This window comes from Schwartzia sp. (in: firmicutes) (assembly GCF_978017985.1).
On the sequence record NZ_CDXDFU010000006.1, the window covers coordinates 1 to 15,301 of the forward strand.

Here is a 15,301-nt window from a genome sequence, read left to right on the forward strand (position 1 = left end):
GTACCGATGTACACCATCACTCGCGAATTTTTTCGTTCCTCGATACTGGCAAAAATCCCTTCGTTATATACAAACCTTTGAAGCTTTGAATGGCTCTAAAAGTTTCTAGAATTACCTTTTAATAAAGGAATTTCATAGTTTTGCCGCCACAACATCACCAATCAATTTCGTCATAAATGACTCATTTCTTGAGATGTTTGGCATGGGCACCATTAACCAATCGCTAAAAAGCTCTTGGATTGTGCCACACAAACTTTGTATGTTTACTACTTTTAAAAGTAGTACCATCATCTGGCTTTAAATCATGTGTGCATGATTTAATTATTGCATTGTTTAGTTTTCAAAGAACACCACACTCGTTCTTTTTGTCTATAACTTTGTTGCTTCTCGACTTCCTCGGTCAGCGTACTAGGTTATGTACGCTTCGGTCGGGCGTCTCGTCGCGCCTCGTTCTAGGCAAAAATCACTTCGTGTCTGTACTGACTTTCAAGCTTTTGCTTCGTGAGTCAGCTTGTTTAGTATATCTTTTTATCTATCCCTTGTCAATACCCTTTTTAAGTTATTTTTAAGGGGATAAATGGTGGGCAGGGATGGATTCGAACCATCGTAGCCTACGGCGACGGATTTACAGTCCGTTCCCTTTAACCACTCGGGCACCTACCCATGCAACAGCACCTAAGCGCTGGAAAATGCTTTGGTTGCGGGGATAGGACTTGAACCTATGACCTTCGGGTTATGAGCCCGACGAGCTACCGACTGCTCCACCCCGCGATGTTTGCCTGCCTTGTTAATCACTGGCTGACAAGTAAAGATTATAGTATATGTCGCAGGGTTTGTAAAGGGCTTTTGTAAAAGTTTTTTAGATTTTTTGAATCTTTTTTTCTTCAATCACCCTGTCAAGGATAATCCCCGCCAGTTCACGCTTGGGCAGAAGCGGGAATTCCTCTACGCTTCCGTCTCTTCCGAGAAGCTTTATGAGATTAGTCTCCGAGTTAAATCCTGCCTGGGGCTTCGTGACATCATTTGCCACGATATAGTCGAGATTCTTCTTCTCGACCTTCGCCTTTGCGTTTTCAATAAGGTTCTGTGTCTCTGCTGCAAATCCCACGAGAACCTGTCCCTCTTTTTTGCGTTTGCCGAGTTCAAAGAGAATGTCAGGATTCTTTTCCAGTACGAGTGTAAGCTCTCTGTCATTCTTTTTGATTTTCTGGTCTGCGACTTCCTTCGCGTGATAGTCCGCCACCGCAGCCGCCTTGATTACAATACGGCTGTCCTCTGCTTCACGCAGTACAGCCTCCATCATTTCCTTGGCTGATTCCACAGGAATAAACTCTTTGAGTCCTTCCGGCGGAACGAGTGCCGACGGTCCCGATACGAGGACAACATCAGCGCCGCGTGAAACAGCCTCTGCGGCAATAGCATAGCCCATACGTCCGCTGGAACGGTTTCCTATATAACGTACAGGGTCTATCGGTTCTACTGTGCCTGCCGCCGTCACAAGAACCTTTACTCCGCGCAGGGATTCGTTCCCCTTGAAGTAATCTTCCATGACACGGACAAGCTCAACAGGCTCAGGCAGACGTCCCGGTCCTGTTGTTCCGCATGCAAGATATCCGCTTGCGGGCTCAATGATATGCGCTCCTGCTTTTCTGAGTGTCTCGATGTTTTTCTGAACAACGGGATTCGTATACATATTCGTATTCATTGCAGGCGCATAGAAAACCGGCGCTTTTGTTGCCAAAAGCGTCGTAGAAAGCATATCATCTCCGATGCCCACCGCCGCTTTGGCAATTATGTTTGCCGTAGCCGGCGCTATGAGAAAAGCGTCTGCAAGCTGAGCCAGTGCTATATGCTGCACGTTAAAATTCGTTACAGGCGCCCACATGTCGCTGGTCACCGCTTGTCCGGTGATTTCGCGGAAGGTAAGCTCCGTCACGAATTCCTTTGCTTCCTTCGTCATTATGACATGAACCTCTGCCCCTGCCTGACGAAGCTTGCTGGCAACCTCTACGGATTTGTAGGCAGCTATGCCGCCTGTCACTCCCAGAACAATCTTTTTCCCTTTGAGCATCTTTTCCATTCCTTCATTACCGCCGTGCCGTGCACGGGGTTTGATTTATTTGGTTTATTATTTGATACTTGCTTTTGTGCGCGAATAGCTGATGCGGTCTGCAGCTACCTCAGAGAGAGCCTTCGTTACGTTTTTGGTCGTTTTTGCTTCGACCTTGACCTCTGCTCCGTCCAGAAGCTGACGTGCGCGCTTTGCCGCCAGTACGACCAGCGTATAACGGCTGTCTACCTTTTTCAAAAGTTCCTTCAACGGCGGTGTTACGATATCCATTACAATCATTCTCCTTTACTCTTGCAAATTGCATTTATAACAGAGGTGCACCGCTTGGAGCGGTAATGCTCTGCCTTCAAAATCCCTGCGACCGCATCAACGGTATCATCAACGGATTCATTTACTACTGCATACTGATATTTTTCCGCGAGCTTTATTTCTCCCACGGCTGATTCCAGACGGCGTTCGATGCTTTCTTCGGCATCAGTTGCACGTCCGCGGATTCTCTTTTCCAGCTCCTCCAATGATGGAGGAAGAATAAAGATATATACTCCTTCAGGAAATTTCTCCATGACGTTCAGCGCGCCCTGTGTATCAATTTCCAAAAGAATATCCTTACCCTGTGCCAGCTTCTCGCGGATAGGCGCCAGCGGTGTCCCGTAATAGTTTCCGTAGACCTCCGCCCACTCAAGAAGCTCGCCCTTCCGGATCATTTCTTCAAAGACGGCCTTTTCCTTGAAATAATAGTTTACACCGTCCTGCTCTCCCGTCCGGGGCTTGCGTGTAGTCGCGGAAATGGAATAGGCAATCTCCGGATGTTTTTTAAGAAGAGCGCTGCAGACAGTGCCTTTTCCGGTACCCGATGGGCCCGATACAACAATAAGACATCCTTCTCTCATTCTTCTACATCCTTTGCTTTAAAATCCTGCTCGTCAGATCCCGAAACACGGTGTGCCACTGTCTCCGGCTGTACTGCTGAAAGGATTATGTGGCTGCTGTCCGTCACGATAACGGAGCGTGTACGTCTGCCGTATGTAGCGTCAATGACAGAGCCCTTTTCGCGGGCCTCCTGTACAATGCGCTTGATTGGTGCGGACTCAGGGCTGACGATTGCTACAATGCGGTTCGCCATAACAATATTACCAAACCCGATATTGATAAGCTTAATATCCATCATTGCACCTCATTCAAGATTCTGTATCTGCTCACGCAGCTTTTCAATCTCGCTTTTCACATCGACTACAATCTGTGCGGCCTCAGCATTATTTGCTTTGGACGCCGTAGTATTTATCTCACGGTTCATTTCCTGTATGAGGAAGTCGAGCTTGCGTCCGACAGGCTCATCGGATTCCAGTATTTTACGGAACTGCATAAAATGGCTTTTCAGACGAACCATTTCCTCCGTGAAGTTCACACGATCGGAATAGATTGCAGTTTCCTGAATAATACGGTTCTGGTCGATTTCTTCCTCCGCAAGAAGCTCCGAAAGAGTCTTTTGAAGACGCTCGCGGTATGCCGCTACAATCTGCGGGCCAAGCTCAGCAATCTTGCCGACCATAACCTCCATACGGTCAAGTCTGTCCAGAAAATCCTGCTTGAGATTTGCGCCCTCTTCCTCGCGCATGCGGGTAAGATTATTCAGCGCCTGCTCCATTGCAGAAGCAAGTATCTCTTCCAACCCCTCAAAGGTTTCCTCTGCGTCTTCTGCCTTGATAATGTCCGGGAACGAAGCAATCTGCAGTACATCGTCCGGACGTGGCAGATGAAGCTCATCACTTAGGTCGTTCAATGCCTTATGGTAAGCAATCGCCAGGTTTTTGTCAACCCGTATGCTTTGCGCCCTGTCACGCTTGTCTGTAAAGGAAACATTTACATCCAGCTTTCCGCGGGAAACGTATTCCTTTATTTTCTTTTTCATGCCTTCCGCGAAGGCATCAATTTTATGCGGCATGTGAAAGCCGACTTCAAGATATCTCTGGTTTACCGATTTTAGTTCAATGAGGACACGATAGCTTTCATCCTCTGCCGTGCCGGCTCCGAAGCCGGTCATACTTTTCAGCATACTCTCGCTCCCATCCGCTTCTTTTTAATAAGTTCCTTCGTAAACCTCTTCCGCAGGACCTGTCATATATATATGATTGTCCTTTTCGTTCCACTCGATGAAGAGCTTTCCTCCGTCAAGCTCCACCTCTGCCTGTCTGTCCGTGCGGTCGTTTAACACACATGCCGTCAAAGTAGCACATGCACCCGTGCCGCAAGCCATAGTGACCGCCGCGCCGCGTTCCCAGACACGCATACGCACATGGCTGCGGTCCCGTACGGAAACAAACTCCGTATTCACGCGGTTTGGAAATGCCTCATGGGATTCAAAGGCAGGCCCAAGTTTTTCTATATCAAGGGTTGAAAGGTCGTCCCACAGGACAACACAATGAGGATTTCCCATTGAAACGCATGTTACCTTATAAGATTCTCCGAGTACAGTAAGCGGCTTACTTACCACACGGCCCGGTCCGAAGCCCGCCGTAGGAATCTTTTCTGCCTCAAGAACAGGCTCTCCCATATCCACGCGAACGCCTGTGATTTTACCGTTTTCCTTTATAATCCGCGGTACCAATATACCTGCGCCGGTCTCAACAGTAAATTCCTCTCCCGGCACAAGACCAAGCTCATATACCCAGCGTGCAAAGCAGCGTATGCCGTTGCCGCACATCTCTGCTTCACTGCCGTCAGTATTATAGATACGCATTCTGGTATCAGCCTTGTCCGACGGACGTATAAGAATAAGTCCGTCCGCGCCGATGCCGAAATGGCGGTCGCACATTTTTATGGAAAGCTCTGCGGGATTTTTTATGCTTTCGCTCCTGTCGTCCACAAGCACGAAATCATTGCCGCAGCCCTGCCATTTGGTAAATTCTATTGCCATAGGGTTCCTCCGCTAAAAAAGTCATTTTTAAGGTATCAACATTTTCTTAATATTTTAGTCTTTTCCGTCTGCCTGCGCAAGAGAGGAAAGCACGCCGTATTTCACCTTGCTGTATCTGCCGCCAACAGTCTCCGTAAAGCCAAGCCTTTCAAACTCCGTGCTCTTGCTTGTTTCCTTCAGCACCACACGGCCACGCGAAACACGAAGCGCTTCTTTCACAGCCTCCTCTGAAAGCGCAGACGGGTCAGCAAGCCCCCGAAGAGGCGACATACTGCTGCTATCATGAAACGGGTGTCGGAACATGGGGTCAAAATATACCGCGTCATAAGAATTATCCTTGCAGGATTTCAAAAACGAAAGATGGTCCGACGCAATTACTTCAATACGCCGCATGGCTGCCGTGGTCATAGGATTCTCACTTTCGCAGTGAGCAAGTCCGTAGCGAACTACCTCCGCCATGACAGGATTCGTTTCAACCGCTGTCACATGCCCCGTCTCTCCTACCGCGTAGCTCTCAACAATAGCATCAGAGCCAAGCCCCAGCGTACAGTCGAGGACTTTCATTCCCGGCTTAAGCGCCATAGCTTCAATTAAATGGTCGTTTTTCCCCTGACGGATATTTTTTATACGCAGATGTGCCATGCTGGGGTGGAAAAACATTGTTCCCTCAGGAGTTTCCAAAAGGAGCTGACCGCTTCGGGCAACAAGGATATTCGCTGCGCCTGTTTTTTGCCGCAGCTCATCAAGCCCCAAACGCTCACGGGGAACATATAAAATCCCCAGCCTTTCCGCCGTTTCTTTCGCCAGTGCTGTCTGGCTGTCTTTCTGCTTTCCCCCGGTAGTAACAATATACTGCTTTGAATCCATGTATTACGTCCTCTTGAACATCTTCGCCAGGTCTTTGCTCTCGAACCGAAGTATCGTCGGACGTCCGTGAGGGCACGTATACGGACGCTCGGTGTGTGCAAGCTCGTCGAGGATAATCTGCATCTGTCGAAGATTAAGCTCTTCTCCGCGTTTTATTGCCGCACGGCACGCTGTTGTCGCTATGCAGGCATGGCGTATCTCTGCCGCCGTAGGAGAGTGCATGGAAAGAAGTGCCTCCACAATTTTTCTCAGCACAGTCTCAGATTCACTGTCAGGAATATCTACAGGAACAGCCTTCAAACGAATCTCCTGCGGTCCGCAGGCTTCCATATCAAATCCCAGCGAGTGGAGCAAATCCTGATGAGCATCCAAAAGCTCCATTTCCTGCCGTCCGAAGGAAATAATCGGATGAACAAGCAGCTGCTGAGAAGGAATACCGTCCGCCATCTTCGAGAATTTATCATATAAGATACGCTCATGTGCGGCGTGCTGGTCGATAATATACAGATTTTCAGGGTCCTGCGCGATTATGTAGCACAGAGCCACCTGTCCAACAGGCACCATTGAGAGCTGTCTGTCCATATTCATGTCAATCAGAGGTTCCTCTGAAACGGTTTCCCTTACGGCAGGTTCAGGCGGAGCATACGAGCTGCTTTCAGTTCTACGCTCCATCTGCACAAGCTGCTGCGCCTCCGCAAAAGCCGCCATGTCCGCAACAGTTCCTGACGCAACCGCCGAAGAAAATGACTGTGCCATACTGCTCGAACGCTCCGCGGCTGTATCTGGCGGGGCTATAGGTGCCGTGTGAATCGGCATATCCTCCATTGTATAGCGGCGTTCAGGGTGTTCAACAAATGCCGCAACCTCCGTCAGCTTCTGTCCTGCAGGGCGGATAGCATCAAGGACTGATTTATATACCGCCTTGAACATGCGCCCCTCGTCCTCGAATTTTATCTCTATTTTTCTTGGGTGAACATTGACATCAACAGATCGCTGCGGAACCTCAATGAAAAGCACCGCCAACGGATAACCTGCCTTCGGCAGAAGTGAATGATACGCGTTGTCCAAAGCCTTTGACATTGACTTGCTCTCAACAAGCCGGTCATTGACAATGAATGTCTGCCATGTGCGTGAGCTTCGTATCATGGAAGGCTTCGTGAGAAAGCCTGTGATTTTAACGTCCGTATCCTCGAAGAAAACCTCAAGCAGTGCCTCGCCTGCCTGTCCACCGTAGACCGCCGTTATGGCGTCCTCCAGCTTTCCTGTCCCAGGTGTCGTCATTGATACTTTATTGTTTGAAATAAACTTAAACGAGATTTCCGGGTGGGAAAGTGCCAGCTTCGTAAGACATTCGCTGATTTTTCCGCCCTCAGTATTCGTTGTTTTCATGAACTTTTTGCGTGCGGGCGTATTGAAAAACAAATCCTCAACGCGGATTGTCGTGCCGACACGGCAGCCTGTTTCCTCTATCTGCGGCTCGCCGTCGCCTGTAATGCGCACGGAAGTACCAAGCTCGTCGCCCTCTCTGCGCGTAGTCATGGAAAAACGTGAGACTGATGCTATCGTAGGCAATGCTTCCCCGCGAAAACCAAGCGTACCGATTGTGACGAGATCATCAGCTTCGCGTATCTTGCTCGTTGCATGGCGCTTTACTGCCATGCCCGCGTCCTCCATTGTCATACCGCAGCCGTCATCGGTAACGCGCATAAAGCTCGTTCCGCCGGCCATTATTTCAACTTCGATACGTTTCGCCCCTGCGTCTATAGAGTTTTCTACAAGCTCTTTGATTACGGATGCAGGACGTTCAACGACCTCACCCGCTGCAATTTTGTTGATTGTCCCGTCATCAAGTACATGTATCAGACTCATGCTTTTCCATCCTCCTTTTTCGCCTGCTGCTGCAGTTTATAAAGAGCATTGATTGCCTCAAGAGGCGTCATAGTCATAACATCATACGCCAAAAGGTCTTCCTTCAGCGTATCCGCGAAAAGCGAACCCATTCCAAAATCCGCCGCAGGTGCGGCAGCGGTTTTTGCCCTCTTTTCGGGAATTTCATTTTTCGGGTCAGCCTCAAGCGCCTCAAGTATTTTCTCGGCGCGCTGCGTAACGCTGTTAGGCAGTCCCGCCAGCTTTGCCACATGAATACCGTAGGATTTATCCGCGCTTCCTTCTATGATACGGCGCAGGAAGAGAACCTTGCCGTTTCTTTCCTTCACAGCAACACAGTAGTTTTTCACATGATTGCCTTCCAAATCCGTAAGCTCATGGTAATGCGTAGCAAACATGGTTTTCGCGTGGATATGGTCGCGTATGTGCTCCACCACTGCACGCGCAATACTCATACCGTCGAAGGTGCTTGTGCCTCGCCCTATCTCATCAAGTATAACCAGACTGTTTTTTGTGGCGTATTTCAAAATCTGCGCCACCTCGTTCATCTCCACCATGAAGGTACTCTGACCGCTTACCAGGTCGTCACTTGCGCCGATACGTGTAAATATGCGGTCAACAGGAGATATTGCAGCCTCACGTGCAGGAACAAAGCTGCCTGCCTGAGCCATCAGCGTCAGCAGTGCCGTCTGTCTCATGTAGGTTGATTTACCTGCCATATTGGGGCCGGTTATAAGCATTATCTCCGTGTCGCCGTGGTCCAGCGTCGCATCATTTGGAACAAACAAATCCTGTGTCAAAATACGTTCAACAAGCGGATGACGTCCGTCCTTTATGCGGATTTCTCCGTTATCCGTAAGACGTGGACGCACATAATTATTTGATGCTGCTGCCTCTGCCAGGGACGAAAGCACATCAAGAACAGCTATTTCATGGGCAGTCTTTTGAATACTCGTAAGCTCTGAGGCTACGGTATCTCTTACCTCCGTGAAAAGCTGATACTCTATATTTACGATTTTTTCCTGCGCGCCGAGAATCTTTGTCTCGAAATTTTTAAGCTCCTCGGTGATAAAGCGCTCTGCATTGGCAAGAGTCTGCTTTCTTATATAATGCTCGGGGACAAGGTCTTTTCCGCTGTTTCGGACCTCAATATAATATCCGAATACTTTGTTGTACCCGATTTTAAGAGTTTTTATACCCGTTGTTTCCTTCTCTCGCTCCTCCATCTCCTGAAGAAGCTTTTTGCTGTCACGGGCTATTGTTCTGTACTCGTCAAGCTCGCTGTTGTAGCCTTCCTTGATAATACCGCCGTCACGGAGAGTTATTCCCGGCTCGTCCACAATGGCACGCTCCAAAAGCTCCGCCAGTCCCTGATAAAGCTCTATGTTATCGTAGGCGTGACGCAGAAGTGAAGCCTGTGTATCCTTGAGCGCACCCTTGATTTCCGGCAGCGCCTGAAAAGAAAGCTTCAAGGCAACCATATCGCGGGCGTTGGCAGTGCCTACCTCCGCACGTGTCAAAAGACGCTCAAAATCATAAATGCGCTTTAACGTGCTGCGGACACCTTCACGAAGGGTAAAGCCCTCAGAAAGCTCTCCCACCGCATCAAGACGGCGGTCAATCTCCGTGACAGACCTAAGGGGAGCCTCAAGCCAGCGCTTCAAAAGACGGCTTCCCATTGCCGTTTCCGTATAATCAAGCACATCAAGAAGTGTGTTGGATTTTCCTCCGTCACGAAGATTTCTCGTTACCTCAAGATTTCTGAGAGTATATGTATCAAGCACAAGATTTGACGAAACATCAAGCTTTGTCAGACGGTTGAGATTTGTTAAATCATTCTTTACTGTCTCATGAAGATAATCAAGAAGCGAAGCAAGACCTTCCTTTGCCTCATTTTCCTGGGGCCAAAGCTCTCTCGGAAAATGCTGCGACAGGCGGAGCTCAGGCTGCGCGGCGGGCTGCTCCCGATATGTAAAGGCACATCTCGGCAGACGAAGCTCCATAAAAGCCAAAAGCTCCTCCTTAAAGGAAAGCTCTCCAACTATCAAAAGCTCAGGCATAGCAAGACGGTAAAGCTCATCGTACAACATCTGCGTACGGTCAGCACCCGTATAAACTCCGTAAAAGCACTCGCCTGTGGAAATATCCGACCCTGCCAGTATGACGCCATCCCCGAACTCATACAGAAGGGCAATATAGTTATTCTGCGCGGATGTCAGCGCGCTCTCCGAAAGAATAGTACCCGGAGTAATGATTTTTATGACCTCACGCTTTGTGAGCCCCGGTGCCTTCGGGTCGCCAATCTGCTCCGCTATTGCTACCTTGTAGCCCTTGTTTATCAGCTTTGTTATATAGCTTTCCGCAGCATGATACGGAATACCGCACATGGGGTTCTTTTCTGCGTCTCCGCTGCGGCTTGTAAGCGTAAGACCCAGCTCCTTTGCCGCAAGCTTCGCGTCATCAAAAAACATCTCATAAAAATCGCCCAGACGGAAGAACAGAATCTCATCAGGGTGCTGTTCCTTCGCCGCCAGGTACTGTCTCATCATCGGAGTAAGTTCCATTGTTTATCCTCCAATCTATACGAAAAAGGGCTGCACTGCAGCCCCTCTGTTATTCTGCCAATTTTCCTTTCAAAAGCCATGTCTGCGCCTGTGTAATGCTGACTCTGCGCAGTTCTCCCGGCTGTTCCTTTCCCGTATACGGCCAGAGTACGATTTTGCTCGTACGTGTACGTCCGGTCCATACCGATTCATCAGTACGGCTCGGTCCTTCTACGAGAACCTCTGCCTCACTTCCCACCAGCTTTTCGTTGATGGAAAGCGAGATTTCATTCTGTACGTCCATGAGCTTATGAAGGCGCTCCTTTTTAAGCTCCTCCGGAATCTGGTCCGGCATATCTGCTGCAGGCGTACCCGAACGGCGGGAGTAAATAAAAGTATACGCCGCGTCATAGCGGACCTCACGCAGGAAATCCAGCATCCCCTGAAAATCCTCGTCCGTTTCTCCCGGGAAGCCCACAATCAAATCTGTAGTTATGGACGCGTTCGGCACAGCCTCGCGGATACGTTCCACCAGTGCCTTATACTGCGCCACCGTATACTTACGGTTCATGCGGTGCAGAAGATGGTCTGTTCCATACTGCACAGGCAGATGAAAATGCTCGCAGATATGCTTTCCGTTCTTCACCGCCTCAATCACAGCGTCACTCAAATCCTTCGGGTGTGATGTCATATAGCGCACGCGCTCGATACCCTCGACCTTGTCCACCTCAGTCAGAAGCTCTGCAAAGCTCATGCCGTCCTCACGGTCATTTCCGTAGGAATTTACATTCTGACCGAGAAGCGTTACTTCCTTAAACCCTTTTGCTGCGGCATCACGCACCTCCGCCAGAATCTCCTCCGGGCGGCGGCTGCGCTCACGTCCGCGTACGTAAGGCACGATACAATACGTGCAGAAATTATTGCACCCGTACATGATAGGCACCCATGCCGACAGCGTTCCCTCACGCTCTACAGGCATGCGCGAAGCCGCCTCCACAGCGTCATCCATTGTGGTATCTACAAAATGATGTACCTGCTCGTCCTCAAGCTGCTTCACAACATTGCCAAGCTCTGCCACGCGGCCCGTACCCAGCACAAAATCAATATGAGGAGCACGCTTAATGAGCGCCTCCCCTTCTTTTTGTGCCATGCAGCCTGTAATACCGAAGATAAGCTGCGGATTCTTCTGCTTTATATGCTTTATCTCGCCAATTTTACCGTAAACCTTATCCTCTGCAGTTTCACGCACACAGCATGTATTAAGAAGAATCAGATCCGCATCCTGCATCTCACCGATTCTTTCATATCCCAGCGTTCCCAGAACACCTTCCATACGTTCCGCGTCAGCAATGTTCATCTGACAGCCGTAAACGCCGATAAATGCCTTCTTCGACAAAAATTCCACTCCATTCAAAACCGTAAAAAAATCTGCCACTAGTATATCATAGTAAACGACTTCTGTCACATTATGACTATGCCGCGGACAAACTCAATATTCCACGCACTCAAGGTACAATCCGCATGCTGGCGCGGTTGCGCTGGCGCGCTGACGGTCGAGTGATGCCAGTATCTCTCCGAACTGTTCCGGAGTCTTTACCCCCAGTCCAACATCTACCACTGTTCCTACGATATTTCTTACCATGTGGTATAGGAACCCATCTGCACGGAAGGTCATTCTGATAATACGCCCCTCCTGCTCTATATCAGCTATATCCATAGTACGCACAGGGCTCATGGGAGCGCCTCCGGCTGCACGAAAAGCGGAATAATCATGCGTGCCTATAAGCTGCGACAATGCACTCTTCATAGCATCAATGTCCAGTTTTCTGCGTATATACCACGCAGTATTGCGTTCAAAAGGACATGGCACTTCCCCTGTCAGTATGCGGTAAATGTACGTTTTGCGTTTTGCGCTGTGCAGAGCGCTGAAATCCCTATCGGCCTCCGCCGCTTCCGTCACAACTATATCCTCAGGAAGAATACTGTTCATGGCCCGGCATACGCGGTCAACGGGAATAGTTCCGTCAGTGAAAAAATTTACTACCTGCCCATGAGCATGCACTCCCGCATCCGTACGTCCGGATGCCGCAAGCTCTATATTATCTCCGAACACTATAGCCAGCTTTTCCTCCAGCACGTTCTGTACAGCAACCACAGGCGGGGTCTGCCTCTGAAAACCGTGATAGGCAGTCCCGTCGTATGCCACAGTCAGGCGGATATTGCGTTTGCGCGATTTCATCAGCGCTTTATGCTCAGATTTCATCAGATGCCCTCAACCTTCAATACAACAAGCACGGCAATGAGCAATACTGTCCCTGCGCACGCCCCGTAATCAAGCGTACGTATTTTAAGCTCCTTCATTCTGGTACGTCCCTCTCCCCCGCGATAGCAGCGTGCCTCCATTGCCATAGCCAGCTCATCAGCACGTCTGAATGCAGAGATAATCAGCGGCACCAGAATCGGAACGAGATTTGAAAGACGTTTCAGCACATTCCCGCTTTCGAAATTAACTCCGCGGGACTGCTGCGCCTTCATTATTTTATCCGTTTCCTCTATGAGAGTCGGTACAAATCTAAGTGCAATAGACATCATCATGGCAAGCTCATGTGCAGGAAGCCCGATGCATTTGAACGGAGATAAAAGGCTCTCCATTGCGTCTGTAAGCTCCAGCGGAGATGTCGTAAACGTCAGAAGCGATGAAAGGAATATGAGCAGCGCCAGTCTCAGGCAAATATGAAAACCCTGAATGAATCCTTCCCTAGTAAAATCAAACACGAATATATGAAACCAAACCTCGCCCGGTGTTCCGCACATGTGAATCAAAAGAGTGAATACCAGTATCATCCACAATGGTTTAATTGATTTTGCAAGTGTCAGTATGGGCACACGCGAACAGAGCGCAAGCAGGATTGCCGACGCCGTAAAAATGCCATAGGACACCTGTGAGTCAAAAACGAATATGGCAACAATCCACATAAACAGAAGGCCTATTTTCATTCGCGGGTCCATGCGGTGCAGGAATGACTGCCCCGGGAAATACTGCCCTATCGTAATATCCGTCAGCATGTTCCCCGCCTCCTTTCCTTAACGGCCTTCGCTATACGCCTTGCAGCCTCTTCCATGGTGAACGCGGCAGGGTCTACAGCAAATCCTCTCTCCTTCAGCTCAGTAAGCAGCCGGACAGTTGCAGGCACGGTAAGTCCCGCATTTTTAAGAATTTCCTCCTCCAGAAAAGCCTCTTTGGGCGGCGAATCAAGCATAAGCTCACCGTTATTCATCACAATAAGGCGGTCTGCTATACGCGCAACGTCCTCCATTTTATGGGAGACAAATATAAGCGTTGCCTTTTTTCGTTTGTGAAGCCCCCACACGCGTGAAAGAAGCTCTTCCCTTCCGCGCGGGTCCAGTCCTGCCGTCGGTTCGTCCAGCACAAGATATTTAGGCTTCAGCGCAAGAACTCCCGCAATGGCAACACGGCGCTTCTGTCCTCCCGAAAGCTGAAACGGTGAAACATCTTTATACGTCTCGTAATCAATATCTACAAAGTCAAGCGCTTCTTTTACGCGCTTCTCTGTCTCCTCCTCGGATACGCCGAGATTTCTGGGGCCGAAACCCACATCCTTCTCTACAGTTTCTTCAAACAGCTGATGCTCAGGGTACTGAAACACCATGCCTACAAGCTGACGAGCCTTTATGGCTTCGCTGCCTTTTTTATTGAGGTCAGTACCATCTACAAGCACCTGCCCCTCCGAAGGATGCAAAAGCCCGTTCAGATGCTGAACTATGGTAGATTTTCCCGAGCCTGTATGTCCGGCGATTGCCGTTACTTCTCCCTCTTTGATTGTGAAGCTGACATTCTTCAATGCCTGATGTTCAAATGCCGTTTTAGGCATATATGTATAGCTGATATTCTTTATTTCAATTGACATAATGCCTCAACCAGCTCCTCTTCCTGTACGATTCCATCAGGAATATCTATTCCCTGCTTCTTTAGATTCCACGCTATGGCAGAAGCAAGCGGCACATCCAGACGGAGTCTTTTAAGGTCATCTACACGCGCAAAGATTTCCTGCGGCTTTCCTTCCACAAAAATCTTTCCCTTCTCCATGACTATTACTCTGTCCGCTTCAGCGGCTTCCTCCATGAAGTGCGTAATGTAGATGATTGTAATTCCCTGCTCTTTGTTAAGCTTCTTGACCGTGGACATTACCTCACTGCGGCCCTTAGGGTCCAGCATAGCCGTCGGCTCATCAAGTACAAGGCATTTAGTATGCATTGCAAGCGCCCCTGCAATAGCAACGCGCTGCTTCTGTCCTCCGGATAAAAGATGCGGTGCAAAAGCACGGTACCGTTCCATGTCCACTGCCTTCAATGCCTCATCTACCCGCTTTTTTATCTCATCCCGCGGAACTCCCAGATTCTCAGGACCGAATGCAACATCTTCTTCAACTACAGACGCGATAATCTGGTTGTCGGGATTCTGAAATACCATTCCAACCTGCTGACGTATATCCCATACCTTTGTGACATCCTTTGTATCCATGCCGTCTACAATACAGCAGCCGTCTGTAGGAAGCAGCAGTGCATTTATATGCTTCGCAAGGGTAGATTTGCCGCAGCCGTTCTCTCCAAGAACAGCAACGAACTCACCCTTTTCTACATTAAGTGAAACCTTTGAAAGCGCTTCTTTTGCATTTTCCTGCCCTGCATGATATATATGTGTTAAATCCTTGATTTCAATGAAAGACATATCTCCATCCCCATGTACTGTCATCGTCACACAGTCCTCCCGTATAACGATACCATTATACTCAAAAGCAATCGTTAACGCAATACATAAGCAATGGTAACAATTAGTATACAGGCATAAAAAAACGCTGTCCCGGAGGACAGCGTTTTTTGCAATTAAACGAGCTCAATGACAACCATCGGAGCAGCATCGCCGCGACGCGTTCCGAGTTTCATGATGCGGGTGTAACCGCCCTGGCGGTCGCTGTACTTAGCAGCGATTTCGCCGAA

The 15,301-nt window shown here is 49.1% G+C and carries 15 protein-coding genes and 2 tRNA genes; all 17 read right to left on the reverse strand.

The window, feature by feature from the left end; genetic code table 11:
• Positions 1-578: 578 nt before the first annotated feature.
• Positions 579-663, reverse strand: a tRNA-Tyr gene (locus tag ACY69O_RS00280).
• A gap of 32 nt (positions 664-695) precedes the next feature.
• Positions 696-771, reverse strand: a tRNA-Met gene (locus tag ACY69O_RS00285).
• Between the two features lie 88 nt (positions 772-859).
• Positions 860-2,071, reverse strand: a complete 1,212-nt coding sequence (gene coaBC, locus ACY69O_RS00290; RefSeq protein ID WP_462331483.1) for a bifunctional phosphopantothenoylcysteine decarboxylase/phosphopantothenate--cysteine ligase CoaBC — start codon at positions 2,069-2,071, stop codon at positions 860-862.
• A 57-nt stretch (positions 2,072-2,128) separates the two neighbouring features.
• Entirely contained in the window at positions 2,129-2,341 is a 213-nt protein-coding gene (gene rpoZ, locus ACY69O_RS00295; protein ID WP_462331484.1) for a DNA-directed RNA polymerase subunit omega, read from the reverse strand.
• Positions 2,342-2,346: 5 nt separating this feature from the next.
• On the reverse strand, positions 2,347-2,961 hold the full coding sequence (gene gmk / locus ACY69O_RS00300; protein WP_462331472.1) for a guanylate kinase: 615 nt from the start codon (positions 2,959-2,961) through the stop codon (positions 2,347-2,349).
• Complete coding sequence (gene remA, locus ACY69O_RS00305; protein WP_462331473.1) at positions 2,958-3,236, reverse strand: extracellular matrix/biofilm regulator RemA; 279 nt, start codon at positions 3,234-3,236, stop codon at positions 2,958-2,960. Before remA ends, gmk begins: the two co-directional genes overlap by 4 nt.
• A gap of 9 nt (positions 3,237-3,245) precedes the next feature.
• Entirely contained in the window at positions 3,246-4,124 is an 879-nt protein-coding gene (locus ACY69O_RS00310) for a YicC/YloC family endoribonuclease (RefSeq protein WP_462331474.1), read from the reverse strand.
• A gap of 24 nt (positions 4,125-4,148) precedes the next feature.
• Positions 4,149-4,985: a diaminopimelate epimerase gene (dapF, locus tag ACY69O_RS00315; protein ID WP_462331475.1), complete on the reverse strand. Its 837-nt coding sequence runs from the start codon at positions 4,983-4,985 to the stop codon at positions 4,149-4,151.
• Between the two features lie 54 nt (positions 4,986-5,039).
• Positions 5,040-5,852 carry a class I SAM-dependent methyltransferase gene (locus tag ACY69O_RS00320; RefSeq protein WP_462331476.1) on the reverse strand — a complete coding sequence of 271 codons (813 nt, stop codon included), beginning with the start codon at positions 5,850-5,852 and terminating at the stop codon, positions 5,040-5,042.
• A gap of 3 nt (positions 5,853-5,855) precedes the next feature.
• A complete protein-coding gene (gene mutL / locus ACY69O_RS00325; RefSeq protein WP_462331477.1) occupies positions 5,856-7,721 on the reverse strand; it encodes a DNA mismatch repair endonuclease MutL in 1,866 nt (621 codons plus the stop codon).
• On the reverse strand, positions 7,718-10,303 hold the full coding sequence (gene mutS, locus ACY69O_RS00330) for a DNA mismatch repair protein MutS (protein ID WP_462331478.1): 2,586 nt from the start codon (positions 10,301-10,303) through the stop codon (positions 7,718-7,720). Before mutS ends, mutL begins: the two co-directional genes overlap by 4 nt.
• 49 nt (positions 10,304-10,352) lie before the next feature.
• Positions 10,353-11,639 carry a tRNA (N6-isopentenyl adenosine(37)-C2)-methylthiotransferase MiaB gene (gene miaB / locus ACY69O_RS00335; RefSeq protein WP_462331485.1) on the reverse strand — a complete coding sequence of 429 codons (1,287 nt, stop codon included), beginning with the start codon at positions 11,637-11,639 and terminating at the stop codon, positions 10,353-10,355.
• 132 nt (positions 11,640-11,771) lie between these two features.
• Complete coding sequence (truA, locus tag ACY69O_RS00340; RefSeq protein WP_462331479.1) at positions 11,772-12,545, reverse strand: tRNA pseudouridine(38-40) synthase TruA; 774 nt, start codon at positions 12,543-12,545, stop codon at positions 11,772-11,774.
• Positions 12,545-13,348: an energy-coupling factor transporter transmembrane component T family protein gene (locus tag ACY69O_RS00345; RefSeq protein ID WP_462331480.1), complete on the reverse strand. Its 804-nt coding sequence runs from the start codon at positions 13,346-13,348 to the stop codon at positions 12,545-12,547. Before ACY69O_RS00345 ends, truA begins: the two co-directional genes overlap by 1 nt.
• On the reverse strand, positions 13,342-14,211 hold the full coding sequence (locus ACY69O_RS00350; RefSeq protein ID WP_462331481.1) for an energy-coupling factor transporter ATPase: 870 nt from the start codon (positions 14,209-14,211) through the stop codon (positions 13,342-13,344). The genes ACY69O_RS00345 and ACY69O_RS00350 overlap by 7 nt, the downstream gene beginning before the upstream one ends.
• Positions 14,196-15,056, reverse strand: coding sequence for an energy-coupling factor transporter ATPase (locus ACY69O_RS00355; protein ID WP_462331482.1), 861 nt, complete (start codon positions 15,054-15,056; stop codon positions 14,196-14,198). The genes ACY69O_RS00350 and ACY69O_RS00355 overlap by 16 nt, the downstream gene beginning before the upstream one ends.
• Before the next feature lie 131 nt (positions 15,057-15,187).
• Positions 15,188-15,301 (reverse strand): bL17 family ribosomal protein (locus ACY69O_RS00360; protein ID WP_462331486.1); only part of this gene is annotated, 114 nt, incomplete at its 5' end.

Excerpts from the sequence above, each read along its gene's own strand:
- coaBC (WP_462331483.1), bottom strand. The coding sequence starts at position 2,071 with ATGCTCAAAGGGAAAAAGATTGTTCTGGGAGTGACAGGCGGCATAGCT.
- rpoZ (WP_462331484.1), bottom strand. The coding sequence starts at position 2,341 with ATGGATATCGTAACACCGCCGTTGAAGGAACTTTTGAAAAAGGTAGAC.
- gmk (WP_462331472.1), bottom strand. The coding sequence starts at position 2,961 with ATGAGAGAAGGATGTCTTATTGTTGTATCGGGCCCATCGGGTACCGGA.
- remA (WP_462331473.1), bottom strand. The coding sequence starts at position 3,236 with ATGGATATTAAGCTTATCAATATCGGGTTTGGTAATATTGTTATGGCG.
- ACY69O_RS00310 (WP_462331474.1), bottom strand. The coding sequence starts at position 4,124 with ATGCTGAAAAGTATGACCGGCTTCGGAGCCGGCACGGCAGAGGATGAA.
- dapF (WP_462331475.1), bottom strand. The coding sequence starts at position 4,985 with ATGGCAATAGAATTTACCAAATGGCAGGGCTGCGGCAATGATTTCGTG.
- ACY69O_RS00320 (WP_462331476.1), bottom strand. The coding sequence starts at position 5,852 with ATGGATTCAAAGCAGTATATTGTTACTACCGGGGGAAAGCAGAAAGAC.
- mutL (WP_462331477.1), bottom strand. The coding sequence starts at position 7,721 with ATGAGTCTGATACATGTACTTGATGACGGGACAATCAACAAAATTGCA.
- mutS (WP_462331478.1), bottom strand. The coding sequence starts at position 10,303 with ATGGAACTTACTCCGATGATGAGACAGTACCTGGCGGCGAAGGAACAG.
- miaB (WP_462331485.1), bottom strand. The coding sequence starts at position 11,639 with ATGAACATTGCTGACGCGGAACGTATGGAAGGTGTTCTGGGAACGCTG.
- truA (WP_462331479.1), bottom strand. The coding sequence starts at position 12,545 with ATGAAATCTGAGCATAAAGCGCTGATGAAATCGCGCAAACGCAATATC.
- ACY69O_RS00345 (WP_462331480.1), bottom strand. The coding sequence starts at position 13,348 with ATGCTGACGGATATTACGATAGGGCAGTATTTCCCGGGGCAGTCATTC.
- ACY69O_RS00350 (WP_462331481.1), bottom strand. The coding sequence starts at position 14,211 with ATGTCAATTGAAATAAAGAATATCAGCTATACATATATGCCTAAAACG.
- ACY69O_RS00355 (WP_462331482.1), bottom strand. The coding sequence starts at position 15,056 with ATGACAGTACATGGGGATGGAGATATGTCTTTCATTGAAATCAAGGAT.